This window comes from Pseudomonas sp. PS02290 (genome assembly GCF_029960075.1).
Taxonomy (GTDB): domain Bacteria; phylum Pseudomonadota; class Gammaproteobacteria; order Pseudomonadales; family Pseudomonadaceae; genus Aquipseudomonas.
The window spans coordinates 66,864-93,439 of sequence record NZ_JASCOY010000013.1 but is presented as its reverse complement, the minus strand read 5'-3'; the positions used below and the strand labels follow the sequence as shown (position 1 = coordinate 93,439).

At 59.2% G+C, this 26,576-nt stretch carries 27 protein-coding genes; 13 read left to right on the top strand and 14 right to left on the bottom strand.

All coding sequences use genetic code 11. From position 1 onward, the window contains the following. Positions 1–375 (bottom strand): GNAT family N-acetyltransferase (locus QMX88_RS09285; protein WP_282368515.1); only part of this gene is annotated, 375 nt, incomplete at its 3' end. A gap of 249 nt (positions 376–624) precedes the next feature. On the opposite strand from QMX88_RS09285, the gene QMX88_RS09280 reads away from it, so the two are divergent. Continuing rightward, the gene (locus tag QMX88_RS09280; RefSeq protein WP_282368513.1) at positions 625–957 is read left to right on the top strand and encodes an RcnB family protein; all 333 of its coding nucleotides are present in this window, start codon (positions 625–627) and stop codon (positions 955–957) included. A gap of 124 nt (positions 958–1,081) precedes the next feature. Here the strand turns inward: QMX88_RS09280 and QMX88_RS09275 are convergent, their stop codons facing one another. After that, the gene (locus QMX88_RS09275; RefSeq protein WP_282368510.1) at positions 1,082–1,612 is read right to left on the bottom strand and encodes a DinB family protein; all 531 of its coding nucleotides are present in this window, start codon (positions 1,610–1,612) and stop codon (positions 1,082–1,084) included. A gap of 242 nt (positions 1,613–1,854) precedes the next feature. On the opposite strand from QMX88_RS09275, the gene QMX88_RS09270 reads away from it, so the two are divergent. The 8 genes from QMX88_RS09270 (at position 1,855) to QMX88_RS09235 (ending at position 11,650) form a co-directional block, all read left to right on the top strand. Further along, positions 1,855–4,437, top strand: a complete 2,583-nt coding sequence (locus QMX88_RS09270; protein WP_282368508.1) for a M10 family metallopeptidase C-terminal domain-containing protein — start codon at positions 1,855–1,857, stop codon at positions 4,435–4,437. Between the two features lie 281 nt (positions 4,438–4,718). After that, entirely contained in the window at positions 4,719–5,738 is a 1,020-nt protein-coding gene (locus tag QMX88_RS09265; RefSeq protein WP_282368506.1) for a LacI family DNA-binding transcriptional regulator, read from the top strand. Then, complete coding sequence (locus tag QMX88_RS09260; RefSeq protein WP_282368503.1) at positions 5,722–6,726, top strand: ABC transporter substrate-binding protein; 1,005 nt, start codon at positions 5,722–5,724, stop codon at positions 6,724–6,726. Before QMX88_RS09265 ends, QMX88_RS09260 begins: the two co-directional genes overlap by 17 nt. Positions 6,727–6,774: 48 nt before the next feature. Beyond that, a complete protein-coding gene (locus QMX88_RS09255; protein WP_282368523.1) occupies positions 6,775–7,596 on the top strand; it encodes an ABC transporter permease in 822 nt (273 codons plus the stop codon). Continuing rightward, positions 7,593–8,387 carry an ABC transporter permease gene (locus tag QMX88_RS09250; protein ID WP_192172548.1) on the top strand — a complete coding sequence of 265 codons (795 nt, stop codon included), beginning with the start codon at positions 7,593–7,595 and terminating at the stop codon, positions 8,385–8,387. The genes QMX88_RS09255 and QMX88_RS09250 overlap by 4 nt, the downstream gene beginning before the upstream one ends. Beyond that, a complete protein-coding gene (locus QMX88_RS09245; RefSeq protein WP_282368499.1) occupies positions 8,384–9,415 on the top strand; it encodes an ABC transporter ATP-binding protein in 1,032 nt (343 codons plus the stop codon). The genes QMX88_RS09250 and QMX88_RS09245 overlap by 4 nt, the downstream gene beginning before the upstream one ends. A gap of 22 nt (positions 9,416–9,437) precedes the next feature. Next, positions 9,438–10,271, top strand: a complete 834-nt coding sequence (locus tag QMX88_RS09240; RefSeq protein WP_282368497.1) for a phosphodiesterase — start codon at positions 9,438–9,440, stop codon at positions 10,269–10,271. Between the two features lie 224 nt (positions 10,272–10,495). Next, the gene (locus QMX88_RS09235; protein WP_282368495.1) at positions 10,496–11,650 is read left to right on the top strand and encodes an ATP-binding protein; all 1,155 of its coding nucleotides are present in this window, start codon (positions 10,496–10,498) and stop codon (positions 11,648–11,650) included. A 21-nt stretch (positions 11,651–11,671) separates the two neighbouring features. Here QMX88_RS09235 and QMX88_RS09230 read toward each other — a convergent pair whose 3' ends face one another. From QMX88_RS09230 to QMX88_RS09190, 9 genes are all read right to left on the bottom strand, one after another. Then, positions 11,672–11,911, bottom strand: a complete 240-nt coding sequence (locus QMX88_RS09230; protein WP_065988840.1) for a hypothetical protein — start codon at positions 11,909–11,911, stop codon at positions 11,672–11,674. Positions 11,912–12,113: 202 nt separating this feature from the next. Then, positions 12,114–15,032, bottom strand: coding sequence for a putative bifunctional diguanylate cyclase/phosphodiesterase (locus QMX88_RS09225; protein WP_282368486.1), 2,919 nt, complete (start codon positions 15,030–15,032; stop codon positions 12,114–12,116). A 31-nt stretch (positions 15,033–15,063) separates the two neighbouring features. After that, positions 15,064–15,915, bottom strand: a complete 852-nt coding sequence (locus QMX88_RS09220; RefSeq protein WP_282368484.1) for a phosphate/phosphite/phosphonate ABC transporter substrate-binding protein — start codon at positions 15,913–15,915, stop codon at positions 15,064–15,066. A gap of 345 nt (positions 15,916–16,260) precedes the next feature. Next, positions 16,261–17,106: a Brp/Blh family beta-carotene 15,15'-dioxygenase gene (locus QMX88_RS09215; RefSeq protein ID WP_282368482.1), complete on the bottom strand. Its 846-nt coding sequence runs from the start codon at positions 17,104–17,106 to the stop codon at positions 16,261–16,263. Continuing rightward, the gene (locus QMX88_RS09210) at positions 17,103–17,801 is read right to left on the bottom strand and encodes a bacteriorhodopsin (protein WP_282368480.1); all 699 of its coding nucleotides are present in this window, start codon (positions 17,799–17,801) and stop codon (positions 17,103–17,105) included. Before QMX88_RS09210 ends, QMX88_RS09215 begins: the two co-directional genes overlap by 4 nt. A 183-nt stretch (positions 17,802–17,984) precedes the next feature. Beyond that, positions 17,985–18,161 (bottom strand): DUF1289 domain-containing protein, encoded by a 177-nt coding sequence (locus QMX88_RS09205; protein ID WP_282368478.1) that lies wholly within the window; start codon positions 18,159–18,161, stop codon positions 17,985–17,987. 2 nt (positions 18,162–18,163) lie between these two features. Next, positions 18,164–18,520 carry a hypothetical protein gene (locus QMX88_RS09200; protein WP_282368521.1) on the bottom strand — a complete coding sequence of 119 codons (357 nt, stop codon included), beginning with the start codon at positions 18,518–18,520 and terminating at the stop codon, positions 18,164–18,166. A 32-nt stretch (positions 18,521–18,552) separates the two neighbouring features. Beyond that, positions 18,553–19,488, bottom strand: coding sequence for a CDF family Co(II)/Ni(II) efflux transporter DmeF (dmeF, locus tag QMX88_RS09195; RefSeq protein ID WP_282368476.1), 936 nt, complete (start codon positions 19,486–19,488; stop codon positions 18,553–18,555). 20 nt (positions 19,489–19,508) lie between these two features. After that, positions 19,509–19,784, bottom strand: coding sequence for a metal/formaldehyde-sensitive transcriptional repressor (locus QMX88_RS09190; RefSeq protein WP_282368518.1), 276 nt, complete (start codon positions 19,782–19,784; stop codon positions 19,509–19,511). 269 nt (positions 19,785–20,053) lie between these two features. On the opposite strand from QMX88_RS09190, the gene QMX88_RS09185 reads away from it, so the two are divergent. From QMX88_RS09185 to QMX88_RS09170, 4 genes are all read left to right on the top strand, one after another. Beyond that, positions 20,054–20,947 carry an SH3 domain-containing protein gene (locus tag QMX88_RS09185; protein WP_282368474.1) on the top strand — a complete coding sequence of 298 codons (894 nt, stop codon included), beginning with the start codon at positions 20,054–20,056 and terminating at the stop codon, positions 20,945–20,947. 20 nt (positions 20,948–20,967) lie between these two features. After that, the gene (locus QMX88_RS09180) at positions 20,968–22,860 is read left to right on the top strand and encodes a hypothetical protein (RefSeq protein WP_282368473.1); all 1,893 of its coding nucleotides are present in this window, start codon (positions 20,968–20,970) and stop codon (positions 22,858–22,860) included. Continuing rightward, entirely contained in the window at positions 22,857–23,894 is a 1,038-nt protein-coding gene (locus QMX88_RS09175; RefSeq protein ID WP_282368433.1) for a hypothetical protein, read from the top strand. The genes QMX88_RS09180 and QMX88_RS09175 overlap by 4 nt, the downstream gene beginning before the upstream one ends. A 103-nt stretch (positions 23,895–23,997) precedes the next feature. Continuing rightward, positions 23,998–24,312, top strand: coding sequence for a DUF6966 domain-containing protein (locus QMX88_RS09170; protein ID WP_282368431.1), 315 nt, complete (start codon positions 23,998–24,000; stop codon positions 24,310–24,312). Between the two features lie 32 nt (positions 24,313–24,344). Here QMX88_RS09170 and QMX88_RS09165 read toward each other — a convergent pair whose 3' ends face one another. The 3 genes from QMX88_RS09165 to QMX88_RS09155 all read right to left on the bottom strand — a co-directional run bounded on the left by QMX88_RS09165 (position 24,345) and on the right by QMX88_RS09155 (position 26,553). Further along, positions 24,345–24,686, bottom strand: a complete 342-nt coding sequence (locus tag QMX88_RS09165; protein WP_282368428.1) for a hypothetical protein — start codon at positions 24,684–24,686, stop codon at positions 24,345–24,347. 287 nt (positions 24,687–24,973) lie between these two features. Beyond that, complete coding sequence (locus QMX88_RS09160) at positions 24,974–25,735, bottom strand: YoaK family protein (protein WP_282368426.1); 762 nt, start codon at positions 25,733–25,735, stop codon at positions 24,974–24,976. 95 nt (positions 25,736–25,830) lie between these two features. After that, complete coding sequence (locus tag QMX88_RS09155) at positions 25,831–26,553, bottom strand: Crp/Fnr family transcriptional regulator (protein ID WP_282368424.1); 723 nt, start codon at positions 26,551–26,553, stop codon at positions 25,831–25,833. Between the last annotated feature and the right edge of the window lie 23 nt (positions 26,554–26,576).

Genomic DNA, 26,576 nt, shown 5'->3' with positions numbered 1-26,576 from the left:
CTGCAGGGTTTCGAACCAGAAGGCGTTGATCACTTCGCACGCCTCCCGCATATACCCCTGACCTCGCCATTGCGGCGCCAGCCAGAAACCCCGGTGGTTCTCGGGCTGATCGTGCAGGCTGATGCAGCCGATTACGCGCTCGGGTTTTGAAGTCAGGCGCAGGGTCCAGTGCCATTCGCGCCCCTCTGCCATGGCAGGAAGCGCGACGTCGCGGAGGTAGGTCAGCGCGCCGTCGTCGGGATAGGGCCATGGCACATGGCTGTCCAGATACCGGACCACGTCCCACCGGGGAAACAGCTGTTGAATCACGGGTGCATCGGTTAACCGCAGTGGGGCGAGTGTCAGTCGGGGAGTCTGGAGCGTGGGGCTTTCCATGCGGTTTTTTCCATGCAAGCAGTACGGCGACATTGATGCCATATACAGTGGACAGAGAACAAGTGTCTCGAGACTGGCTCTCGGACTTTGTTGATCTTCGGCTTCTGGTATCTGCGGTTGCCCCACTGGCAACCACTGCGAAAGTCGATGCGAGCGTATGGCACGCGATCAGATCGAACTCCTGGGAAGCAGCCCCGGTCAGAGCATGACGGATGCACCGTCACCCCTTATTCAATCAGCGGCACTCGTTTGCCCAAGGATCTGATCATGCTCGGAAAGAAATTCCTCCCTCATCTGCTGTTCACCGCAGTATGCGCAGTCAGCAGCTTTTCCTACGCTGCCGAACAGCCAAGCGTGACGATGGATCGCCCGGGCGCAGGGGTTAAGGAAATGAAGGAAGGCGACAACGTCCCTGATCAATACCAACGTCCCAGCCTGGCGCTTAAAGACTGGAAAGCACGTCACCTGAGCGCGCCGGATGAAAATCAACAGTGGGTGGAGATCAAGGGCAAGTACCTGTTGGTTGATATTCCGACGGGCACGATCAAACAGATGGTGCCCAAGGGCAAGGCGCATAAATAACGCCATTGGCCGAGACCTCATTCGCCAGCCAATGAATGATGGCGTGACGTCTGACGCCTTCCCGGCTAAAGCCGGTCCTACATTTGGGTACGTAGCCAATCCCACTGGATGCACGCGGTGCTTTTTAGTGGGACCGGCTTTGGCCGGGAAGAAGCTCATCCGATGCCCTCAATGGTAAATCTCCATCAAGATAAAATTCATCCAGTTGAGGCGGTGGTATGCGGGTACCGGACAGCATGGCGTGAACCTGTCCACGGTGGTGAATCTGGTGCTGGAACAGATGTAGCAACAGGCAATCCACTCGTTCCGGAATAATGCCCGTCGCCCGCACTACACCCGCTCGTCGACCAAGCGCGTGCTCATCCAGACCTTCGCAATAGGTAACAAGTCGGCCGTCTGCCTCGGTTTGGAACCGGACGATTTCCTGCAGCGACAGATGCTCGGGCAGCTCCTTTCGTTGACCTTCGAGATCAAACGTCAGCGCGGCCAGGTAGAACTGATCGACATCCAGTATGTGCCGCAGCGTCAGCGCAATTGAGGGAAAAAAACCTGTTCGCGGCGCCAGGTATTCTTCATTGCTCAACCCCAGGCATGCCGAGAGCAGGCGCCGGTTCGACCATCGATTATTGTGTGCCTGCGCCAGATAGCTGTTCATCGGTAGGCCTTGGGTGGATAGCTGGAATGAATGTAATGAATTCAGGGATGTCCCGTCACCCGGCGTTTCACTCCCGCGACTGGATGGCGCACCGAAAAGTGCCACGCAAACCCATACAGCCCATCCGACGAAAGCCTTCGAACCGGCACTAACAATCCGGAACTCTGCCGGTCCAACCTGTTCCCCGAGCCGGTTGCAACAACCGGTTCACAGGTCGTCAGTTTTCCAGGCAGGAGCAGCGCATGAGCATCACCCCCACTTTCGATATCCGCAATTACGGCGCCAAGGGCGACTCCGTCACTGACGATACCGTCGCCATCCAGAAGGCAATTGATGCCGCAAGCGCTGCGGGTGGGGGCAAGGTTTACATCCCTGGCGGCACCTGGCTTGTGTCGGACAGCGACGGTTCGGGCAACGCCCTGGCGCTGAAAAGCAACGTCACCCTCACCGGGGAGGGCGCAGGTGACAGCGTGCTCAAGCTGGCCGATGTCGCCGGATCAAATACCCACTCGCTGTTGGGCGTGGTAGCAGGCAGCAGCGTGCGAGACGCGACCGTCAGCAATCTCTCGCTGGATGGCAATCAGGTCAGCGGCAGCGGGCAGGTCAGTGGCTGGTCTCAGTCGGGGGCGAGCAGTACCAATCTGTTGATCGACGGCGTCACCGCGACGAACTTCAGCGGCAGCGGTTTTGACCTGACCGGCGCGTCGGTGCATCTGACGGTGCGCAACAGCACGGCCACAGACAATGCCTCTGACGGTTTCGTGCTGGGCGGGTCGCTGCCGGCGCTGACCTTCCAGGACAACCGCGCGCTGGACAACGGCGGCAATGGCATCAATGTCGGGCTTGGCAGCGTGGCGATGTCGCTCACCGACAACCAGGCTTCCGGCAATGCTGGCGACGGCATTCACGTCCATGAAGAAAGCGGCGTCGACACCGGCTTTTTCAGCGTCATCGGCGGCGACGTCTATGGCAACGGCGGTGATGGCGTGCACATGCGCGGCATCGAATACGGCGGCGTGTATCGCCTCGACATCCATGACAACGGCGGGTCGGGCGTCAATCTGCAGGGCACGACCCACATCGAAGTGTCCGACAACGTCATTCACGCCAACGCGCAGAGCAACGACGTGCCGGAAGTGGCGATCCGCAACCTGGGCAGCGAGAACGGCACGCAGAATTTCGTCTACGACAACCTGATCACCGGCAGCGCCGGATCGACCTGGGGCGTGGCCGAGGTGCCGTCGGACGTGGCAAGCGTCGAAGGCAGCGTGATCTTCGGCAACGTCATCAACGGCACTCATTTGGGCGACATCAGCGCGGCGGGCAACAACACCCAGGTCTACAACAACAGCGATGTGCTGATTGTGCGCGGCAGTGCGGGCGCCGACACGTTGATTGGCAGCCGTTCGGACGAATTCATCAGTGGCGGAGCAGGGCGCGATCGCATCGACGGCGGCGCCGGTGACGACGTCATCCATGGCGGTGCAGGGGCGGACCGCCTCAGCGGTGGCACCGGCAGCGACGTGTTTCGTTTCACCTCGGTCAGCGACAGCTATCGCACGGCCACCACGTCCTTCACCGATCGCATTACCGACTTCAACGACGCCAGCGACCGTCTCGACCTGACCCTGCTGGGATTGTCAGGGCTGGGCAATGGCCACAACGGCACGCTGAAGGCGTCGTACAACGCTGGCACCGACATCACTTACCTGTCGAGCCTGGACGCCGATGCCGCCGGCAACCGCTTTCAGCTGGCACTCGACGGCAACCACCTGAGCACGCTGAGCGCGACGAACTTCTTTTCGTCGATTACCGGCACGGCCAGTGACGACAAGCTGTTTGGCACCGCTGCCGATGACGTGCTGATCGGCGGCGCAGGGCGAGACACGTTGTCGGGCGACGGCGGCGCAGATCGGTTGCTCGGCGGCAGCGGCGGCGACACCCTGACGGGCGGTGCGGGCGCGGACACCTTCGTGTACACCAGCGTCAGCGACAGCCTGCGCAACGATGCCAGCGGCAGCTACGCGCAACGCGACCTGATCACCGATTTCAACAGCAACGGCCATGATCGCCTCGACCTCACGGCACTGGGTTTCAAAGGGCTGGGCAACGGTTATGACGGCACGCTGAAGGTGGTGCTGAATCTGGCCGGCGACCAGACGGCGCTGAAGTCGCTGGAGCCGGACGCCGACGGCAACCGCTTCGAAATCCTGCTTAACGGCAACCACCTCTATGACCTGACCGCGAGCAATGTACTGTTCGCCAACCCCGATGACACGCGCATCGATTCTTCCCAGCCACTGACCTCGGTGAACGCCACCGGCACGGCAGGCGCCGACACGCTGTATGGCGACTGGGGTAATGACACCCTGTTTGGCCTGGCGGGCAACGACGTGCTGGCGGGCAGCGTCGGCGATGATTTGCTGGTTGGCGGTGCTGGCAGCGATCGGGTCACCGGCGGATCGGGCGAGGACACCTTTCGCTTTGATCACATCAGCGACAGCTACGTCGGCGCGGCGGATCTCATCACCGACTTCACCACTGGCCACGACACGCTGGATGTTTCAGGGCTGGGCTTCACCGGATTGGGCGACGGCCGCGACGGCACCTTGCAGGTCAGTTACAACGCCAGCAGCGACCGCACCTACGTGCGCAGCAACGAGGCGGACAGCACAGGTCAGAAATTCCAGGTCACCCTGGCGGGGGATTACAGCCATAGCCTGAAGGCCGAGGATTTCGCTTTTAGCCCGGCAGCGAACGCGACCGAGATCAAGGCCGTGGGCGTGCAGGCAGCGATGGACCATGTGGTTTTGTCCGACGCCTGATCACCTTCAACGCATGCGGTCTCTCAGGCTGCACGCGATCTCAGTGTAGGACCGGCTTCAGCCGGGAAGAGGCCACCCCCACACACCCTAAGTTGTGCGGTGTGACACCTGACGCTTTCCCGGCTAAAGCCGGTCCTACAGTGGGTTGAGCCAGTCCGACTTCCGCCTGGCAGTCAGCCCTGCCTCACCCAATGACTCCAATCTGTCACATCCTCGCCCCTGAATTGCCACATTGACGCCGTAAGGTCCTCGCCAATGAGATCGATCTCAAGCGAGTGAACATGAGTGACCTGAAAGAAGTCGCACGGGTGGCAGGGGTTTCCAGAGCGACCGCCGCCCGCTGTTTCGCCTCTCCCGAAGTGGTGCGTCCGACGACCCGTGACCAGGTGTTCGCCGCCGCGCGGGAACTGGGTTTTCGCCCCAACCTGCTGGGCCGCCAGTTGCGCCTGCAAACCACCCAGCTCATCGGTGTGGTCGTACCGAGCCTGCTCAACCCGGTGTTCGCCGAACAGTTTCAAGCCATGGAGCGCGCCGCGCGGTTGCGAGGCTACAACCTGTTGCTGGCGACCACCGATTACAGCGCCGAGCGGGAAAGTGCGGTGGTTGAAGAGCTGCTGCGTCAGCGTGTCGACGGTCTGGTCCTCACTGTGACCGATGCCCACAGCAATCGCGTGCTGCAAAGCCTCAGCACCGAAGACACGCCCTTTGTCCTCGCCTATCACCAGCCCGGCAGCACCGAATACAGCGCCGTGTCGGTGGACAACCGCGCCGGCATGGCCCTCGCCACACGCTATCTGCTGGACGCCGGTCATCGACGCATCGGTATGGTCGCCGGGCCGACGTTGCAGTCCGACCGCGCGCGGCAGCGTTACGCGGGCTACTGCGACGCCATGGCTGAACACCGCTTGAACGCCATGCCCATCATCGAAATGCCCAGCCACACCGAGGCCGATTTCACCGCGCTCGCGCCGTTGCTACGCGGCCCTAACGCGCCCACCGCGCTGGTCTGCTCCAACGATTTGCTGGCAATCAGCCTGATCGCCGAACTGCGTCGCCACGGATGGGCGGTGCCGCAGCAGCTGTCGATCATCGGTTTCGACGGCATCGACATCGGCACCCAGATGCACCCGACCCTCTGCAGCGTGGTTCAGCCGATTGCCGCCTTGGCCACCACCGTCATCGATCAATTGCTGGCACAAATCGCCGGCGCCGCACCGACTTCCCACTGCCTGCCGTGCCACATCCGGCCGGGCGAAAGTACTCAGCCCTACGAGGAGACGCTCCATGATCCGCTTCCGTAAAACCCTGGCGGCCCTGCTGCTGTGTGGCGTGGCCAGCCTGACCCAGGCCGCCGAAACCGCGATTTGCTACAACTGCCCGCCGGAATGGGCGGACTGGGGCACCCAGCTCAAGGCCATCGCCGACAGCACCGGCGTGCAAGTGCCGCTGGACAACAAAAACTCCGGTCAGTCCCTGGCGCAACTGGTGGCCGAAAAAGCCGCCCCGGTGGCGGACGTGGTGTATTACGGCGTGACCTTCGGCTTGCAGGCGCAGAAGGCTGGCGTGGTCGGCACCTACAAACCCAAAGGCTGGGAACAGATTCCCACCGGATTGAAAGACCCGGAAGGCCACTGGTTCGCGATCCACTCCGGCACCCTCGGCATCATGGTCAACGTCGATGCACTGGGTGGCTTGCCAGTCCCGCAAAGCTGGGCTGATCTGCTCAAGCCGGAATACAAAGGCATGGTCGGTTACCTCGATCCGTCCAGCGCGTTCGTTGGCTACGTCTCTGCCGTGGCGATCAACCAAGCCATGGGCGGCACCCTGGACAACTTCGCGCCGGCCATCGACTACTTCCAGAAACTGGCGAAGAACGCGCCGATCGTGCCCAAGCAGACGGCCTATGCGCGGGTGCTGTCCGGCGAATTGCCGATCCTCGTGGACTACGATTTCAACGCCTACCGCGCCCGCTACAAGGACAAGGCCAACGTCGCCTTCGTCATCCCGAAGGAGGGCAGCATCAGCGTTCCTTATGTGATGAGCCTGGTCGCCAATGCCCCCCATCAAGCCAATGCCGAGAAGGTGCTGGATTTCGTGCTCTCCGAGCAGGGCCAGGCGCTGTGGGCCAAGGCGTATCTGCGTCCGGTTCGCACGATGAAGATGCCGGCCGACGTCGCCGCGCAGTTTTTGCCGGACAGCGATTACGCCCGCGCCGGTGTGGTGGATTACCAGCACATGGCCGACGTGCAGGAAGCCTTCGCCGCGCGTTACCTGAGCGAGGTCAAGTAAGTGAGCAGCACGGTGTTGAAGGCGCAGAACGTGGCCGCGCGTAGGTTGTTGAAATGGCGTCTGTGCCCAACAGCCGCGTGGGCCCTGGCACCCGCGGCGGCAGTATTGGCGGCGTTCTGGCTATTGCCATTGGCGCACCTGATCGTGCTCGGCGGACAGCAGCGGGATGGCGCCGGCAGCGGATATTGGCAAGTGCTCAGCAGCCCGCAGTATCTGGGCAGCCTGGCGCAAACCTGTGTGCTCGCCGTCGTGGTGACGCTGGCGGCGCTGCTGGTCGGCGGCATCACCGGCGTGTTCCTCGCCCGTCAGCGCTTTTTCGGACGCGCCACTCTGGTGGCGCTGCTGACCTTTCCCTTGGCGTTTCCTGGCGTGGTGGTGGGTTTTCTGGTGATTTTGCTGGCAGGGCGGCAGGGTCTGTTTGCCATGCTCGGCCTGAAACTGGCCGGTGAGCGCTGGGTGTTCGCCTATTCCCTGGCGGGCCTGTTCCTCGGCTATCTGTATTTTTCGATTCCGCGGGTGATTCTTACGATCATGGCCGCCTGCGAAAGCCTCGACCGTAGCCTGGAAGAAGCCGCCCATTCCCTCGGCGCCGGGCACTGGCGGGTGGTGTGTGACGTGATCATTCCTGGGCTGGCGCCAGCGCTGGTGTCCTGCGGTGCGATCTGTTTTGCCACCTCCATGGGCGCGTTTGGCACGGCCTTCACCCTCGGCACTCAGCTGAACGTCACCCCCGTGGCGATCTACAACGTGTTCACCAACTACGCCAACTTCACCGTCGCCGCTGCGCTGTCGGTGGTATTGGGCGCGCTGACCTGGGCGGTGTTGCTGCTCGCGCGGCGCATGGTCAAGCAATCGAGGACCGTCCTGTGAAGCGTTCTTCGCTGTTCATCGCGCAACTGCTGTTCACGCTGCTGGTCTGCGCGTTCATGCTTGTCCCGGTGCTGATGTCGCTGCTGGCCGGGCTGACGCGCAATTACTTTCAGGGCGTGTCCAGCGGACTGACCTTCGACTGGATTGCTCAAGTCTGGCAGGCCTATTCGCCGACCGTCTGGCTGTCCTTGCAACTGGCCCTGGCCTGCGCGGTGTGCGTCTGCGTGATTGGCGTACCGGCGGCGTACGCGCTGGTGCGAATGAACAACCGCTTCAGTCGCGCCTTCGAAGAATTAATGGTCTTGCCCGTGGCCATGCCCGGCCTCGCCAGCGCCCTGGCCCTGCTGCTGACTTATGGCCAGTTCGGCAGTTTCCGCAGCAGCTGGCTGTTCATCCTCGTCGGCCATGTGCTGTTCACCCTGCCGTTTCTGGTGCGGCCGGTGATGGCAGTGATGCAGCGTCAACACCTGCCGACGCTGGAGGAGGCCGCCGCAAGTCTTGGCGCCGGGCCGTTGCGACGGTTCTTCAGCGTCGTGGTCCCCAACTGCCGGGCGGGGATTCTCGCCGGCGTGCTGATGGTGGTCACGCTGTCCCTGGGCGAATTCAACCTCACCTGGATGCTGCACACGCCCATGACCAAAACCCTGCCGGTCGGCCTAGCGGACAGTTACGCGTCGGCGCGGCTGGAAGTCGCCAGCGCCTACACCCTGATATTTCTGTTGATGATCGTGCCGCTGCTGGTGGCGTTGCAGGCCATCAGCGCACGCCTTTCCCGTGGAGAGCAAAGATGACTGGAACCACGCTGCGGCTGATCGGCTGCCGCAAGGCTTTCGCCGACGGCACTGTCGCCGTTCACGACCTCAACCTGACCATCGAGGCGGGGGAGACCCTGGCGATCCTCGGCCCGTCCGGCTGCGGCAAAACCACCACCCTGCGGATGATCGCCGGGCTGGAACGGCCGGACGTCGGCCAGGTGTTTTTCGGCGATCAGGACGTCACTCGTCTGCCCATCGAGCGCCGCGACGTCGGCATGGTTTTTCAGAACTACGCGCTGTTCCCCAACCTCACGGTGGAAGGCAACATCGTGTATGGCCTGAAGGTGCGCGGCATGGCTGTCGCCGAGCGCAACAAGCGCTGCGCCGAACTGCTGGAACTGGTTGGCCTGCAGGAACACGCCAAGCGCGGTATTCACGAGTTGTCGGGCGGGCAGCGGCAGCGGGTGGCACTGGCCCGCGCCCTGGCGCCACGGCCGAAAGTCCTGCTGCTCGACGAACCCCTTGCCGCACTGGACGCGCAGCTGCGTGAACGCCTGCGCAGCGAACTCGATCAGCTGCTGCGCGGACTGGGCATTACCTCGGTGTTCGTCACCCACGATCAGGGCGAAGCCATGGCCCTGGGCGACCGGATTCTGGTCATGCAGCAAGGGCGCATCGCCCAGCTCGGCACCCCGCGTGAAATCTATCAGCAGCCGGCCAACCCGTTCGTGGCCGGTTTCGTCGGCAATCTCAACGCCTTCTCGGTGGCAGGCCGCTCTGTCAACGGCCTGAAAGTCAGCGGCGGCGAACTGCCGTGGAGTGGGGCGGGTGAGCCGGCGACGGTGTACTGCCGGCCGGAGCACCTGCGGGTGGTGAAGCGCGAAGGGCACCTGCACGGGCGTTTGCTCGGTCAGTTCTTTCAAGGCGCCCAGAGCCGTTTGCTGATTGAAGTCGGCGCGGCGCAACCCTTGCTGGTCGACAGCGCCGACAACGTCATTCATGCCCCGGGTGATCTGATCGCCTTGGCCGTCGAGCCGCAGGCGTTGTTCGCCCTGCACCCCTAATCATTGTGTAAGTGAGTTGAATGTGAGCGTCCCGTTTCTCATCGCGCAGATCAGCGATCTGCACCTCAAAGCCGGCAACAAGCTGACCTATGGCGTGGTCGACACCCTCGGCGCGTTGCGTCGCGCGGTCGACCATCTGAACGCCAGCACGCCGCGCCCGGACATCGTGGTGATCAGCGGCGACCTGGTGGATTTCGGTCGGCCGGATGAATACGCCGTCCTGCACCCCGAGCTGGCGCGCTTGGTCATGCCGTACTACCTGGTGCCTGGTAATCATGACGTTCGCGAGCACCTGCTGGCTGAATTCGCCGATCACGTTTACCTGCCGCTTTGTCCCAAGTCACCCCTGGATTGGGTCGTCGAAGAGCACCCGGTGCGCCTGATCGGACTGGATTCGACCATTCCTGGCGCCCACGGCGGGCAAGTGCTGGACAGCCAGATGGCCTGGCTCGATGAAGTGCTTGGCCGGCGCCCGGAGGTGCCGACATTGCTGATCATGCACCACCCGCCGTTTATCACCGGGATCGGCCACATGGACCGCGAGGCGTTCATCAACGGCGCGGCGCTGGAGCAAATGATCGCCCGTCACCCGCAAGTCGAACGTGTTTTGTGCGGGCATTTGCATAGGCCGATGCAGCGGCGCTTTGCCGGCAGCATCAGCTGCACCTGCCCGGGCACCTCGCACCAGATCGTGCTCGACCTGCGCGAAGATGCCCCGGCGCATTTCAACCTCGAACCGGCAGGCTACCTGCTGCATCGCTGGGATGCGGAACAGGGCCTGGTCACCCACAACGGCATGTTCGGTGATTACCCGGGGCCGTATCCGTTTTATGACGCGCAGGGGCTGATCGACTAGCTCGCACCATCCCGGAGGTTGTCCTATCGTCTTGGCCCGGCGGGGCCTGGAGGGTTGCGGGCCTGTGGGTGCCGCTGCATCGCTAAAATGACATCATCTATAATCAGTCTATAGTCGCTCTATAGTGATTCTATAATCCGCTATAAACGTAAAGTTTCACCCTTTCTATAATTGGTCTATAGTCGCTCTATAATTGCCTATAGAGCTGTGCTTGAGGTCTACAGATGCCCGAAATCTTCTACCACCGCCCCGAGTTGGCCGCCCGGCTTTCGAAGCTGATCATTCAGGTATCTGTGGGCAGCTCGGCCAGTTCAGGCGTCTTCCTGGCAGCGCCACGGCGCACCGGCAAATCCACCTTCGCCCGCGAAGACCTGCGTCCTGCGCTGGAGAAAGCGGGGGCGATTGTGCTGTATGCCGACCTCTGGCAAGACCTGACCAAAGACCCCGGCCTTGTCATCGTGGAAGCCATACGCGAAGCGGTTGGCCGAAACGATGGCTTCATCACACGGCTGGCCAAGGCTTCCGGGATAGACAAGGTCGCTGTAGGCGGCTTGAATTTCAGTCTGGATAAAATCGGCCTCGGCAAGGACATCGACCTCACCACGGCGCTGGTGGCGCTCTCCGACGAATCGCAGAAGCTCATCGTTCTGATGATCGATGAAGCGCAGCACGCGATTACCACCGAGGCGGGTGTGGCGGCGCTGTTCGCGCTCAAGGCGGCGAGGGACGAACTCAACAGCTCCCGGCACCACGGCCTGCGCATCGTTTGCACCGGCTCGAACCGGGACAAGCTGGCCATGCTGCGCAACAGCAAGGACCAGGCGTTCTTTGGGGCATCAATGGTGCCGTTCCCTACGCTCGATCAGAACTACATCGACTGGCTGTGCGCCAACATCGATTTGCCATCCCCGCTCGATCCGGCAGAAGTGTTCCAGCTGTTCAAAGAAAGCGGCTATCGGCCCGAATTGCTCGGCGCAGCGGCTGATGCCATTCGCTTCGATTTTTTCATCGACCCTGAAAACGTACGTGAGCGGTTTGCCGAGCTTGTTCGCGCACAGGCTGATGAGTTGAATGCGAACCTCAAGAAGGTGATCCACAGCCTCACCCCGATTCAGTCGGCCGTGATTCGCGTCATGGGCAGCATGGGCGACAACTTCGCCCCGTTCGAGGCGCCCACCATGGCGTTGTACGCCACAGCGATGAAGCAGGCGGGCATCCCGGAAAGCGACATCAAGGTTGAGGTCCCGGGCGTGCAACAAGCGCTCATCGCGTTGCAGGAAAAGAATCTGGTCTGGAAGGCTTCGCGGGGTGTGTATGCGGTGGATGAGCACGTGATCGTTGATCTGCTGCGCGCCGACGGGCTGCTGGAAGGTTTGTAGCCTCGCGGCAGCCCAGGATGCTTACCTCTTGAGCGCGATGGCCTCCTGGACAAGGCACTCAAGGGCGAACTGCTCGGTGTAGGTCATCTGAATGGGCGTGGTTTCGCCCTTGACGGTTCTTTCGCCGTCCAGGATGTAGCGGATGCGCTTGTCGGTGACACCGATACGCTTGGCGATCCACGAAGGTGTTTGGCCGATCCGCGAAATCAGCTTGTCAGCGTATTCGGTTGAAGGGTTATAGAGTTCTGCGTTGGGTGTCATGTGACGTCCGGATAGAGGTTAGACGCTGTGTATTCAGGCGAATGCTGCACAGTGTGCCCATAACCGGGCTGCGTCGCGACCCCAATGGTGTTCGCCAGAGCTGCGACGGGTCTGAAGGGGGAGGCCCCGGGGAAGACATTCACCCTGGGTTCAAGCGCCGCTGCCCGTCCTGGCGGGTCGTGCAAATGCTGCAGATACTGATTCAGGCAAAATCAGGTTCAGAAAATCTTATAGCCAACGTGCGTGAAGATTTAATCATGGCGGCACACTCATCACTTGTGACGGGTTTACTGAAAAGATAACCCTGAATTTGATCGCAGCCATGTTTGACAAGCAACTCTAGTTGGTCAGATGTTTCGACGCCTTCCGCAATGACGTTTAGATCCAGTTCGTGCGCCAATACGATGACCGCGCGGGTGATCGCCGCGTCTTCATGATTGCTTGTTATATCTTTTATGAACATTCTATCGATTTTAAGAGTGTCGATAGGGAATCGCTTCAAGTAGGCCAGGCTGGAATAACCCGTTCCGAAGTCATCGACCGAAAGACCTATGCCATATGACTTTATCTCTCGAAGTATTTCAACCGCCGACTCGGGTTCAATCATCAGCACGGATTCAGTGAGCTCGAACTCTAAAAGAGCAGGGTGGATACCGTATTCTTCCAGGATATGCCTGACGATTTTAGCCAGTCCTTTTACCTGAAGCTGCCTGGCTGAAAGGTTGATGGCGATCGGTACCACCCCGAGATTGTTATCTTCCCAACGTTTTAGGGTTTCACAGACCTTCCGGATGACCCATTCGCCCACAGGAATGATCAGGCCGGTGTCTTCAAGCATAGGGATAAAGTCAGCGGGAGAAACCAGGCCGAGCTCTGGATGATTCCACCTCAGTAACGCCTCCAAACCACTGATGCTGCCGTCTGTGAGGCTGACCTTGGGCTGGAAATGCAGAATGAACTCGTCGCGATCGAGCGCGCCCCGCAACAGCGTTTCAGTTTGCAAACGCTTGACAGCACTTTCATTCATCTCGGCAGTGTAAAACTTGAAATTATTACGACCGCTCTTTTTTGCATGGTACATGGCGGTATCAGCATGCTTGAGGATGACGCCAGCGTCATCCCCGTCAAAGGGATAATTAGCAATGCCAACGCTCGCTGAAACGAATATATCCTGGCCGCGAAGATTAAATGGTTTCGCCAAAGCGTCGACAATACGGGTCGCCAGCGATTTTATGGAGCTCTCCGAATAAGCGGCCTGTGTGACAACAATCGAAAATTCATCGCCCCCCAGCCGCGCAACCAGACTGTCGTCATCGATATATTCCTCCAGGCGCCGACTTGCCTGGATGAGCAATTCATCCCCTACAGAATGCCCCATGGTGTCGTTCACGGTTTTGAATCTGTCCAGATCGATGAACATGACGCTTATTGCAGAGGGCGCTGATGCAGTGCGGCTGATTGCAGTGTGCAGGTAATTATTCAGAAACCAGCGATTAGGCAGATGTGTAAGCGAATCATTTTCGGCCAGATAGGTGAGCCTTTTCTTCGCGTCATCCCGTTCAAGCGCGGCGGCCAACAGGTTTGCCAACGTTTGGAGGTAGCTAACATCTTCACGGATAAAGGGCTGCCCCGTGGTGGCATAGACTCCGAGCACACCCTTAAAGGCATTCCCGCACGGTATATCGACCTCTATACGGCTTCCAATGCGCTCAGCTTCCACGGTGTCAATCGACAGCAACTTGTACGTTGCATCAGGCGTATCGGAAATAATCTCAAGCCCGCCAGAAGAACCCATACCGCTCAAGAATTCATTCGTGTAGCCATTCCGGGCATCAACGCTGGTAAAGCCGGTCCTGGCGTTGAGGATGACTCCGTGACTCACTCGATCAACGACTAACAAAGCGGCCTTACTCATGCTCAACCCTTGCGCGGCCGTCAGTGCGGCCAGTTCACCCAGGGCGCTGACGTTTTCCTCTGTCAGTGCCTGCTGGCCAAACAGGGCGATCAGGTTTTGCCTTCTGGCGTTATCGAGAATCGCATCCTCAAACTCTTTTCGATCCGTAATATCGATGTCGATGCAGATATATTTTTCAACGCCGCCCCTGTCATCGAGAATAGGGATGATGGTGCGTTGATGCCATTTCTCCTTACCGGCAAGACCGGTAAGCCTGACCTCACCGTTCCACACTCCGCGTTCAGGTGCCCACTGCCACGGCTGAGTGGTTGAAGACATGCCGTTCCAGACTTGATCGATCGTCAACTCTAAAAGCTCGGCCCGGGAACGCTGTGAGCTTGTGACGAATCGTTCGTTGACATAGGTGATGCGACCGGACGGCGAACATTCGCAAACGATTGAAACCTCATCCAGGGCGTTTTTATGCTGCACCAGGGTGTTCATCAACGATTCGATGCGCTGACCAAAGTGATTACGCATGTTCGCCGCAGTACGGTTTACCGCTTTGATTGCCTCCTGTATTTCAACGGGAGCATCTGCGACCAACATAGCCTCTGCTGCCACTTCGCCGGAAGCGATTTCCGCTTCATAGGAGTGAAGCTTGTCCAGCTGGGCAAGCGAACGCTTGATCACCCAGCCCATCAATAACAAACTTGTGAGCAAAAAAAGCACTGCCAGTACCGTAGCTTGCACCACCAGATTACAAAGTTCGGTCGCTATTTTCTCGGCGTTGAATGACAGGCGCATCACGCCATAATCTTTCCCACCGATCGTTATCGGACGGTTGACATCGAACAATCGTGCAGCGACCTCGGACTCTATCCATGCGGGGGCTCTGCCAACCGGCGCGCTGGGCGCCTGCAGGCGAATGACGCCACCCGACAGGTCAATAAACATGGCGGATTGGAATGGCGAGCGAGCCAGGGTCTTTTCGAGGGTTCTTTTGATGGTGTCGTAATCGCCGATGACTACGCTTTCCTCCACGGCTTGCGCGGCAACCTCGATCAGCATATTGGCGGTGTCTTGGATTTCCTCGATATGTTGAAGAAGCTGATTTTTATAAAACAGACCCAGGCCGGCCGTAAGGAATACGACTATCAGAATAGACAACATTCCCAATATTTGCGACGTCAGCGATTTTGGCAGCAGGCTTTTAAAGAAAGTCATTAATAGCCTCTCCAGCTAAATGTCAGATTATTTACTTAAGGTTTGCCGGCAAGCTGCTGTAAAAATCACGATAGGAAGCGTAATCCGCTGCCGTCGCAGGAATGAAAGTAATCGGTGCCGGTGCATGAACTAACTCGGTCGCCTCATGAAGAATCTTGCTGCCGTCTTTATCGTACTGCATGTTAAAAAATGCGTTGGCTACCGCATCAAGTTCTTTCTGAGAAATACGAGGGGAGGCCATGAGGGCTAAATCATTGAACGAGGACGAACTCCACAATACGCGGAACGATTGACCTTCTCTCTCCGTGTAGCCGCTGACAAGCTGTGAATTGACACCCATCGCCTGAGCCTTGCCGCTGAGCAGCTGGCTGAAGGCGCCGTCCATGTTTCCTGCAAATACCGTAGACGTATGTATCCCTTTTTTTACCAGTTCCGAGCTGGTGACTTTGTAAGCAATAAACGCTTCGGGGCCGGGGTACACGACCTCTTTGCCTTCCAGTTCGGAAAGGCTATGGATGGGCGAATCGGCGGGGACCACGATTTGTCCTTCGAGGGCAGGGGCGTCACGGCGGCCAAATACCTTCCAGCCCATTTTGTCGCGCTCAGGGCTGAAGAGATGATTGGTAAATGCAAAATCAACCTCTTGTGCGAGCACATAACTGGTCGTGTCAGAGGAGGTGCGGCCTAATTTCAGCGTGAGGTTCACGCCGCTTTTTTCGGACACGTACCGTATGATCGGGTTCCAGAAAGTGGCTGAGAGATTAAGGTTGTATTGATTGACAGGGGAAAAGTTGTAGACCTTGAGATCTTCAGAGACAGCCACATTTGACAGCGTACAAGACAGCGCCACAATAATAGCTTTGCAGGTTAGGCGTAACGTCACTTTGTAACTCCAGGTGGACACCAGCGTTTGACCCAAAGGTGCTTAGCGTTAAATTCAAACTAAGCAATCCAATACAATCGGCCGCTGCTGGGAGATCTTAAGCGCCGTTCGGTTAAATATTGAGTTAAGTCCATTGGATCCAAGGGGGTCCGTCTTCACTGAACTCAGTTGTGATTTGCCGCATATTCTCACTTGCTTGGGGGCGGCGATCGGAAAGGGGCTTTGGCCGACAAGAAGCGCGTGGCTGTGGGGACGCTCCTGGTTCTCCGGCCTGCGCCCTGAGGAGGCGCGCTGTTCCAGCCTTGGGGAAACGGCGGCCTTCTTTGAACCTTGGTGTGTGAATAGTTACCGCTCAACCAGTCGCATTGCCGAGCTTGGCTGACTGCTCAAGCCCGCCGGTCGAAAGCGGGGCAGTACGATCATATGCGGTACTGCGAAGGCGGTTAACACAACGAACAATGCGCGAATTCCGGTGCCCTCTTGCAGCAAGAAGACAAAACCGCCAACCAAGGTGAAGAGCGCTGCGCCCACCAGAATTGGCCAGGTGAGGCGCAGGTAGGCGGCAAGGTGACCCGCGCGCAACAAACGTTGGCGAATCCTGGTTTGAGGCGCGGCGTGCAGTACATAGAAGCCCACAGCGAAGCCGGCGAGGGGCGGTAACAGCACCACGGCAACCAGCGTGGTCGCTAACCACAGGCAGCGTTGCCGACAAGAGACCAGCAGCAATACCGGTAGCGCGACAATGCCACCTGCGGCGAGTAACCACGTCAGCCGCTCCGCCCAGGCGTGGGATTCTTCCGAGCCGATTGCTAAACCAAGCAACCCGGCGACCTCCGCCTCGTGCACCACTGCCGGACCGCTGATAATGAAAAGTCCCAACGCCAAGGATGTCAGCCGATCGTGGAACAGTTCATCCTCATGGAAGAAATGCCAGGCCGACAGCACTAGGAAAAACACGAGCGTCGTAGCGCTTGCGATCTGCCAGCAGAGTAGGCCACCCAAGGCTGCAGCCAGATAGGAGCACAGAAAGGCGGGGCGTCGTACCGGTGTCACGAGGTGCATGTCGCTTACCCCGTGCAACAGCCCCAAACCCAACCCTACCGCCAGCGCAAACGTCAGTTGCGCCTCTGCCCCGGCCAGGCTGGCAATCACGGCTGTCAACAGCAATGCCAGCCAGCCTATCCTGTTCACGCTGACGCGCCTGACTGCAGTAGAGCGGCACGCAAATTGCGCTCGGAGGTGAAGGCAAAGACGACCTTGGCCAGGACATCGAGGACCAGAAAAACCCAGATCGTTGCTGCGTCGCTGACCATCCATATGCCCTCTGGCCCGATAGCGAAAACAACGGGGTAGATCAGCCACAGCACAGTGAGGAAAGCGATATTTTTGCGGTAGGCCGCGCCGATAGCTGGACGCTGCCCCGAGAGGTTAGCCAGTGGCTTCCACAACAGATAAAGCACACCGACGAAAGCCGCGCATGACCAAGCAAAAAAGACCCATTTCAGGGTGCCGTAAGGCGCCAGCGAGGCGATCAGTCCGGCCACTATCATGATCACATCCAGGGTCACGATAGACGCCACAAAACCGGCTTGCCCCTCCTGCTCACGGGTGCCCAGATAGGCGGAACTCACGACCCCGGCCAGCAGCAACGGTGTCGTTAAGCCCCAGTCGACGTAACGAGCGAGATACGTGACGCTGTCATCCGGTTTGATCAGATTACCGACGCCCAGGTACATGCAGAGGTAGGCTGTTGCAGCGATAAAAGGTACGGCGGAGTGAACCAGAGTGTGGCCGCGCAGTGGGCCACTGTGAACGCCTTTGGCATAGATGGCCAAAGAGGCAAGCGACATGATGACAAAGCCTAGGAGCAGAGGTATTGGGGTCATTGCGCGTGTCCAGAGAGTCTATGAGATCGGTTTGGCGAAGCCTTCTCCCATCCAGAGTGGAATTAGACGAGCGCCGCAATCAGATAGAGAAGTCACGAACTTAAATGGTTCAAGATGTTTCGTGGGCGTTTAAACACGCGGCTGTCGGGCCTCCCGTCAACCTTCACCGCGCTGCTGTTCTTGCTATTTTTTGTGAAGTTGCTTCAGAAGAGCGCTCGCCCTCAGCACGGCCGCCATCTTTTCAGGGCGCTTCATTCGTTTCCACTTTCTGATGTCTTCCTTGGTCCGGCCACAACTCACACACAGATCACCCCTGAGCTGGCACACAGCGATGCACGGGTTTTCGATTTCCTTCGCCATCGTCAGTGATCCTTAGCCAGTCGCGTCTGCCAGTTGCCACTGTGAGTGCGCTGGCATTCTTCCTCAGAGTCAAAGCGGACATTGCGATCTGACAGCTTCAGATCGATGCCGGCTTCATTCAACGCAATGGCCGTCAGCTCAAAAAGGCGAGCCTTCGCTTCAACCTGGGCGAGCTTGCTGTCCGCGAGCGTTTCGAACACCCAGATCACCTTCAGGGTTTCAGCCAACGCCTCCAGGTCAGCGAGGTGGGTCAGCCAGGTGAAGCCTTTAATTTCACCTTTTGCGGTTTCGCACGCGTCGGTCAGCGTCGCAATTAACCGACGTTCGATTCGCGCCCGTTCACGTTTGCCGGGTGGCATCGCAATTTCCTTTTGATGAGGGGCAGAGGTGCTCAATCAACCGATCTAAATTCGACCGTCAGATGCCTGACTTCATGGACCGGCTGGAGACGTTCACGAATGGTGTCGGCGTTCGCAGTGGCCGCGCCAAGGACGCTGACAATGGCCGCATGGGCTTGGGGTCCAACCCGCCAGACGTGCAAGTCGGTGATGGTGGCATCCCCCGGTTCTTCAACCAACTGGCGGATCTCCTCGGCCACGTGTGCGTCAGTCTGATCGAGCAATACGCCTGCGGTGACTCTCATCAAGGTCCATGCCCACCGCGCGATAACGATGGCGCCGACGACGCCCATGGCCGGGTCCAGCCACACCCAGCCCAGGTAGCGACCGGCGAGCAGGGCAGCGATGGCCAGCACCGACGTCAGCGCGTCTGCGATGACGTGGACATAGGCCGATTTCAGATTGTTGTCGTTGCCATGATGGGCATGGTTATGGCCGTGATCATCATGATGATGGTCATGATCGTGTCCGTGACTGTGCCCGTGGCCTAGCAACAGGGCGCTGACGATGTTGACCATCAACCCGGCGATCGCGATGAGGGTAGCGGTGCCGAACTGAACGTCCGTTGGCTGCAAGAGGCGCATGACGGACTCAACGCCGATTCCCAGGGAAACCATACCGAGGATCAGCGCCGACGCAAACCCGCCCAGATCTCCAACCTTTCCTGTGCCGAAGCTGTAACGCTGGCTGGACGCGTTACGCTTGGCATACCCATAGGCGGCCGCGGCGATGCCCAATGCACCAGCATGGGTGGCCATGTGAAAACCATCGGCCAGCAACGCCATCGAGCCCGTGACATACCCGGCGGTGATTTCACCCACCATCATCACAACGGTTAGTGCCACGACCCACAGTGTGCGCCTGGCATTTTCATCGTGGGCTGAGCCGAGGAACACGTGGTCGTGTGCGTAGTTGATGCTGCTGTTCATGAGTGAGCGCCGGGATGTGTTCACTTGGAATAACGACGAATGGCTTCAAGAAGCTCTTCGACACCTTTGTTGCGCTCGGCTTCGCTGAGAGCCGGATCCGCAATATGCGCGCGGGCGTGGTCTTCAATGATCTCCTCCATCAAGCCGTTGATGGCCCCCCTAGTGGCGGCGACAAGGTGCAGCGTCTTGGCGCAGTCGAGATCCGACTCCAATGCCCGTTCGACGGCCTGGAGTTGTCCGGCGATGCGCTTAACACGCTTGAGAAGATCGTTTTTGTTTGCTGCGATATGACCCATCGGATGCACCCCTGCCAAGACGGGATGCAGCATAGGGGTACCCCCTATCCCTATGCAAGGCTCGTTTGGAAGCGGAGCGTTGGCTGGCTGTTGCTCCAGTCGCAGCCCGCTGTTCTTCCCCCGAACCGCCTGTCAGCCATAAAAACGGTTGTGACTCTTTTGGAATTTGTGTGTAATCCGCGCACTTCTTCAGGGATGAAGGCCAATCAACGATTTCACCGTGCTAACTCATCCCTGCATATCTCTCCTTCACCTCAGAGGACTGTGCGATGGGTTTGGCAAAAAAGGCCACTGCTGCATTGCTCGTGTTGAGCATTGGTTTTTCATCCGGTTGCGCCACGTCGGGTCCCGACTGGGCTAACAAGGAAAACATTGGCACCGTAATCGGCGGCGCCGCTGGTGTGCTGATCGGCAGCCGCATCGGCGGCGGAGGCGGGCGAACCGCAGCGATGTTGATCGGCGGCCTGGCTGGCGCATTGCTGGGCAAAACCATCGGCGCGAAAATGGATGAAACCGACCGTCTCGCCCTCGCTGCACAAACCCAGCAAGTCCTCAACAGAAACCAGGACGGCCAGGCCGCTACCTGGCAGTCCAATCACAGCGGCAGCAGCGCGCAGATCACCCCGGTGAGTACCGAAACGCAGTCGCGGCAGGTGGCGGTAAAGCGCCTGCCGAAGATTCAGCCGGTCACCGACATGACCGTGATCAATAAACCCTACCGCACCATCAAGTCGGCCAACCTGCGCAGCGCGCCGGACAGCAGCGCCGAAAAAGTGGGTGGGTTACCCCCGAGTTCGACGTTCACCGCTTTGGGCCGCACCCACAATGACTGGATCATGGTCGGCCGCCGTGGCGTCACCGTAGGCTATGTGTATGCCCCTCTGGTGGAGGCCGTTGCGCCCAAACCCATGGCGGTTGCCAGCAGTGCTGCCACACAAGGCTCCGCCGACAACGCCACTGACCTGGACAACCTCGACGTTGCCAGCGCTGCCAAGCAAGGCGTGGACCTTGACGCCATCGATGCCAAACCGGTGGAAGACAAACTGACCGCGCAGACGACGTGCCGCACGATTACCTACGACGTCAAAGCCAAGGACAGTCAGGCTGAGAAGCAAACCGTCAAGGCCTGCCAGGCGGGTGACGGCGCTTGGGAACTGATTTGATGAACAGCGTAAGCAAACTGTTGCCACTGACCCTGTTGGCGCTTGCCGTGTGCCCGAATGCCCATGCTGCTGCCTACCGGCTGGCCTTTTCCAAAGGCGAGAACGTCGAAGTCTTCGTGGACCATGCCGACAATCAGCCGTGGTGCACGAACCCGCTGGCGCTGCGTTTTGCCTTCGCCGGCAAGCCGGACAACGATGCCGTCGCGCGCCTGCTGCCCAAACTCGGCGGCCTGCTGGCCAGCCAGTGCCCAAGTGCTGCCACGGTGAACTGGAAAAGCTACAACGCCCAAGGCCAGATCGTTGCCATTGGGGTGGCTGCCAAGGCGGAGGAATGGTCCAGCCATGTCGTCGTGGCTGACATGCTGGCCGTGCCGGCAGCCAAGGTTGCCGCTTCGCCTGTCTCCGAGCCAGGCCCGGCGCCTGTGCCGCCCGTTCCTGCACCCGTTGCAGCTGCGGCCCCAGTCCAGCCGCCAGTTCCTGCACCGGCTGTGACGGAAGATCGAGTTCCATCCCCAGCTCCTGCACCCGTTGTGGCTGCAGATCCAGTCCCACCGCCTGTGCCCGCCGCAGCAGTTCCAAAACCGTCTGAGTCGGCGCCGGTTCCGCCGTCCCCTGTGCCCAAAACGATCACTCCCGTGACGCCGGCTTTTGCGGTATCCGGCTGGACGCCGCCGTCCGAGGCCGACGCGATCAAGGCCGCGACCTTTTTCCTGGAGCTCAAAGACCAGAACGGTTGCCTGTTTCGTACCACCTACAAGCCGGACGGTGACACCCGCTTCGTGAGTGCAAAATCCACGGGTGTCACCTGCGGTTCCGATGGCTACGCTGCAGGTGAGGGTGCAGTGGTGGTGCTACGGGCAGACGGGGTGAAGCTGAAGGAATATGAAGGCAGTTTTCATCGAGGCATCCCGTTCAACAAACAAGCGCCGCAGCTTCCTATCGTAGGCTTTGATGACCAGAAAAACGCCCTGATGCTGCTCACCAGTGACCCGGCCAGTGGCATACATTATCTGCTGCGAGCGTCTTACAGCTGGAGTGGCTATTGGGATACGCGCAGTCCGGCGCTGGTGGCCGTGACCGAAAACCAGGAGCTTTTCCGCCAGCTTGAAACCATTAAGACCACGGTATTCACCGCCCTGAGCGCTCTGGACCAAGTCCAGCCGAAAACCCCGAACGTCAACTTCATCGCCGTTCGAGATGTACCGCAGGGCCTTGTGAAGAATGACCGTGATAGCTGGCTGTATGAATCCAATATCAACCGGAACTGGGGCACCAAAAGCTGGCAGTTCAACCCGCAAAACGCCAACAACTACCTGTTTATGCATGAAGCGCAGGTCGCTGAGCAACAACGCGCTGCGGACCGTCAGCGCCAGTACGAAGAGCAGAGAAAACTTGAGCAGGCCGGCTACCAGGCCCAGACCCAGCTCCAGCAGTTTGCCCAGCTGAAAACCGAAAGCAGCGACGCTAAATACATCCAGTCTCGCCTGCTGACCGACGTCAGCTATGCGCCCACTTCCGGGGGCGGCTATGCGCGGCTGGTAGCCGGCGGCAAAGCGCAGTACAGCCAGATTGTGCACATCGTCGGCAAGACAGATGGACGCTGGGAAACCGATTACCCCTATGAGTCGCAACTGGATGTGGTCGGCCCCAACCTTAAGCTTGAGAAGGGCTGGTTCCTGGCCAAAGGCGAGGTCACTCTGGACCCGGTCAAGCGAGACAGCGAAGACCTGCCGCTGACCTTGGTAGCGGTCAGTTACCTCCAGGCCTGCACTGAAGATGGCTGCACCGATTTGCGTGATCCGCTGAAAATCATGCGCATGCAGTTGGGCGACGACAGCTGGACGCCCGACGCGGCGCGCCAGGTATTCAAACAGGCCTGGCCTGACCGGAACATTCAGGGGGATGTGCAATGATCCAGAAAAAACTGCTTGTCCCGGCTGCGGCTGTAGTGGTGCTCGCTGCGGGCTATTTTGGCTTGTGTGCCTATGCCGGCAAACAGGCCCAGAAGCGCCTCGATGACTTTGTGTATGACAACCATCTCAGCGGCACAGTCAGCTGGGCCTCGGTCAGTTCCTCGCCATTTGGCGGCAAGGTTGTGATCAAGGGCGTCGAGTTTGGTGAGGGCAAGGCAGGCGGTCTGCGCGCCGATAAAGTCATCGTGACCGACCTGATCAACAATGACAGCCGCAGTCGTGTGCGCATCGAAGCCAGCGGCATACAGGCTTCCAACGGCTCGCTGCAAAGCCTGCAGGACCTGGGCGGAATGGCTGGCTTGATAGGGATGGACGGTGGCTCAAGGGGCATGAATAATTTTGGTCCGTTATTAAGCAGCGGCCGCAACGAGCTCAAACCGTTCGACCTCACGCTGTTTCTGGACCTGGATGACGGCGCTACCCGCGCCACCGGTGAGACCTTTTTGGACATGCCAGACCTGTTCACCTTTAGCGCCAGCTACCGCATGGATAACGTCAAGGACCTTCACCGTACGATCAACGATTTGCAGCGCGGCGGCGAGATGGCCGTCTACGGGTTGCTCGGCGGTGCAGCACAAGGCGTGCAAGCCGCATTCGCCCGAGCTGAATTAAGCGAATTGAACGTCAGTTTCAAGGACAAGGGCATGGTCAAACGTAGCGCATTGCTCGAACAACGCTACGCCACGCCCTTGGACCCGACTGCCGGCAGCGCCGACAAACAGCGTCAGGCCTGGTTCGAGAAAAGCCTGGATAACTGGCAGAAAAGCTGTGAAAGCGGGATGCGGGAAAAAGCCCCGATGCTCAGTGATGGCTGCGAGCTGATGGTCAAACTGTTCAAAGGTAAAAACGACGGCATCCAGCTGAGCGTCGACCCCAAAGACCCGGTCCGGGTCATGGACCTGATGAGTCTGTTTGGCGGCGGCAATAACAGGCAGGTGCTGGAGCGGTTGAATCCGGAGGTGAGCTCGCTGTAGGTTCAGCGGGACTGACAATATATATTTGATCAGGATGACGAGGCGTACTCCGCCCAGCTCCCGAAACTTGTTGAAACTTGTTGAAACTTGGGTGACAGGGTAAATGAGACAGAAAACAGAAGAGCTGATCGAGGTACTTGAGCAACTGATCGCGCTACTTGAAAGCGACGGTGATATGCACTGGAGCCGGTGGATGCGAAAGGTACGAGCCATGCTCATCGACTCCGATTATTCCGGGATTACCTACCTGCGGTCGGCCTATGGAGGCATGGGTTCGTTCAACGATCTGATGCTTGGACAGGACGTTAACGGGGGTGGGTATTCCTGGACGCCACGCCATGTGGAGATGAACGACAAACTTGAAGCATTGCGCAACAGAGCTGCCCAGCTCGCCATTGAAATAAAGCGCTCTTTGTAGAATCTGTTGGCGACCGTTGGGGCGAGATCAGGTTATCCCTTCTTTTTGAGTAACCGGCGCAGCATCATCATTGCTGCTGTGGCCAACACCAGAATCATGAAAACGGTCCCGGCGACGTTCCAACCAAAGCGCGTAGGTTCGACATCGTAGAAGATAATCTCTTTGATACGTTGGCCTTTGGGCCCTGTGAACGTCACGATTTGCCCGCTCATTAACGCCAGGTAGAGCTCGCCACTCGCGCCGCAGACGCCTACAAAACTGAATATCCCCAACAGTGCGGCATAAAAGGGCTGGCGACTTTTAGGTATCTGGTCGAAGAGAGACCTGCGTGGGATAGGGCGCTTGGGGGAAAGTCGGCGTTTGTGGTGTGTCACTGTGGCTGGTCCGTACAATCAATCTTCACATCGTCTGGTATCCGATTCAGGATCAGGCGCTGGCTCTGCTTTCATCATGAGTCAGCGCCAGCCGGTGCCGGTTTGATCGTGGTACCGGCTATTGAAACTATCTGACATCTCTCGCTGGATTCTTCTCCGGTCCAGCCGTGAATGCGGAAATACAGTCCCCTTCAATTTTTCAGCGTGTTCCCTCGACGACTTCTCGGCTAAAGCCGGTCCTACTTCGCGCCGCGTGACGGCAGCATCGGACCACGCCCGTCGACATGTCAACCACGCACTGCACGGCGAACATACCGCCGCACATCGTCCAGCGCAGGCACAATGGCCAGCGTTCCGAGGACCAGCGAGAGCGGCACGGTCGCGATGTACCCAACGTGTTTAAACCCGTACGCACCCGCCACCCCGCCGGCGAAAAAGCTCAAGGCCAATACGGTCAATATTTTCAGGCGCGCACGATTGGCCAGCACTCGCGGCTGCCCGGGCGGGGTCGCGCCATTCCAGTAGCAGAGTTTGCCCAGCTCAATACCGATATCAGTGACGATGCCGGTGATGTGCGTGGTTCTGATTTCGGCTTTGGAAACCTTGGTGATGAGGGCATTTTGCAGGCCCATGATGAAGCACAGCAGCATCACGGTCAGCGACACGATCATGCCGTCCAGCGCCGACAGTGTGGCGCCCAGAAAGCCGAAGCAGATCAGCAAAAAAGCTTCCAACAGCAGCGGTAGCGCAAACGCGCTGTGCAGGCGTTTGCGACGGGAGTAGTTGACCATGATGGCTGAACAGGCCGCCCCTGCCATGAAGGACAGCAGGGCGCTGCCCCCGCGCACCACCAGTTCGTACGCACCCAACACCGCGTTGTCGGCCATGGACGAGACGATGCCGGTCATGTGCGAGGTGTACTGCTGAACCGCCAGAAAGCCCCCGGCATTGATGGCCCCGGCCACAAAAGCCAGGGCGAAGCCAAGGTGCCGGTTAGCGGCGGGGGTGCGTCTTCTGCCGGTCAGGCTGCGGATGTATCTGATCGCCATCAAAGGGTCCCGTGGATGCTGAAGTTCCTGAGGCCGTTTTTATCCGATCTGTGCAATCACCGTATCGAGCCTTCAAGACCCTAATGATGACCCGATCACTCACGTTGTCGGGTGTAGCTCAGCAAGCGGTCGGACTCGGCCTTCACCACTGAATAACATTCGCAGCTCAACCGTTCCAGTCGAGAGCGGTCAAGGACCTTGATCTGGCCCCGGCTGTATTCGATGATGCCCTGGCGCTGCAGTTTGCCCGCTGCCTCGGTCACGCCTTCTCTGCGCACGCCCAGCATGTTGGCCATGAGTTCCTGGGTCATGGTCAGCTGATTGCCTGCCAGCCGATCCAGCGACAACAGCAACCAGCGGCACAACTGCTGATCGATCGAATGGTGCCGATTGCACAAGCCGGTCTGTGACATTTGCGCAATCAAGGCCTGGGTGTAGCGCAGCATGAGCAGCAATAGGTCGCCGTGACGATCGAACTCTTCCTTGAGTTTATGGCCGGCCAGGCGGAAGGCGCCCCCGGCGCTCTGAACGACCGCGCGGCTGGACGTGCTCTCGCCGCCCATGAACACCGCGATCCCGACAAGCCCCTCGTTGCCGACTACGGCGATCTCTGCCGAAGCGCCGCTTTCGGTGACCTGCAGCAGGGACACGATCGAGTCGGTGGGAAAGTACACATGACGCAAGGTGTCGCCGGGCTCATACAACACCTCGCCCAATACCAGATCCACCCATTCCATGTGCGGCGCCAGCCGACTGAGTTCTTCATCGGCCAGCGCAGCCAGCAAGTGATTGTCGATCGGCTGCGGCGCGGTGCACATACGGGAACTCCGGAAGAGGGGAC

Excerpts from the sequence above, each read along its gene's own strand:
- QMX88_RS09275 (WP_282368510.1), bottom strand. The coding sequence starts at position 1,612 with ATGAACAGCTATCTGGCGCAGGCACACAATAATCGATGGTCGAACCGG.
- QMX88_RS09270 (WP_282368508.1), top strand. The coding sequence starts at position 1,855 with ATGAGCATCACCCCCACTTTCGATATCCGCAATTACGGCGCCAAGGGC.
- QMX88_RS09265 (WP_282368506.1), top strand. The coding sequence starts at position 4,719 with ATGAGTGACCTGAAAGAAGTCGCACGGGTGGCAGGGGTTTCCAGAGCG.
- QMX88_RS09260 (WP_282368503.1), top strand. The coding sequence starts at position 5,722 with ATGATCCGCTTCCGTAAAACCCTGGCGGCCCTGCTGCTGTGTGGCGTG.
- QMX88_RS09245 (WP_282368499.1), top strand. The coding sequence starts at position 8,384 with ATGACTGGAACCACGCTGCGGCTGATCGGCTGCCGCAAGGCTTTCGCC.
- QMX88_RS09235 (WP_282368495.1), top strand. The coding sequence starts at position 10,496 with ATGCCCGAAATCTTCTACCACCGCCCCGAGTTGGCCGCCCGGCTTTCG.
- QMX88_RS09230 (WP_065988840.1), bottom strand. The coding sequence starts at position 11,911 with ATGACACCCAACGCAGAACTCTATAACCCTTCAACCGAATACGCTGAC.
- QMX88_RS09225 (WP_282368486.1), bottom strand. The coding sequence starts at position 15,032 with ATGACTTTCTTTAAAAGCCTGCTGCCAAAATCGCTGACGTCGCAAATA.
- QMX88_RS09210 (WP_282368480.1), bottom strand. The coding sequence starts at position 17,801 with ATGACCCCAATACCTCTGCTCCTAGGCTTTGTCATCATGTCGCTTGCC.
- QMX88_RS09205 (WP_282368478.1), bottom strand. The coding sequence starts at position 18,161 with ATGGCGAAGGAAATCGAAAACCCGTGCATCGCTGTGTGCCAGCTCAGG.
- QMX88_RS09200 (WP_282368521.1), bottom strand. The coding sequence starts at position 18,520 with ATGCCACCCGGCAAACGTGAACGGGCGCGAATCGAACGTCGGTTAATT.
- dmeF (WP_282368476.1), bottom strand. The coding sequence starts at position 19,488 with ATGAACAGCAGCATCAACTACGCACACGACCACGTGTTCCTCGGCTCA.
- QMX88_RS09190 (WP_282368518.1), bottom strand. The coding sequence starts at position 19,784 with ATGGGTCATATCGCAGCAAACAAAAACGATCTTCTCAAGCGTGTTAAG.
- QMX88_RS09185 (WP_282368474.1), top strand. The coding sequence starts at position 20,054 with ATGGGTTTGGCAAAAAAGGCCACTGCTGCATTGCTCGTGTTGAGCATT.
- QMX88_RS09175 (WP_282368433.1), top strand. The coding sequence starts at position 22,857 with ATGATCCAGAAAAAACTGCTTGTCCCGGCTGCGGCTGTAGTGGTGCTC.
- QMX88_RS09170 (WP_282368431.1), top strand. The coding sequence starts at position 23,998 with ATGAGACAGAAAACAGAAGAGCTGATCGAGGTACTTGAGCAACTGATC.
- QMX88_RS09160 (WP_282368426.1), bottom strand. The coding sequence starts at position 25,735 with ATGGCGATCAGATACATCCGCAGCCTGACCGGCAGAAGACGCACCCCC.
- QMX88_RS09155 (WP_282368424.1), bottom strand. The coding sequence starts at position 26,553 with ATGTGCACCGCGCCGCAGCCGATCGACAATCACTTGCTGGCTGCGCTG.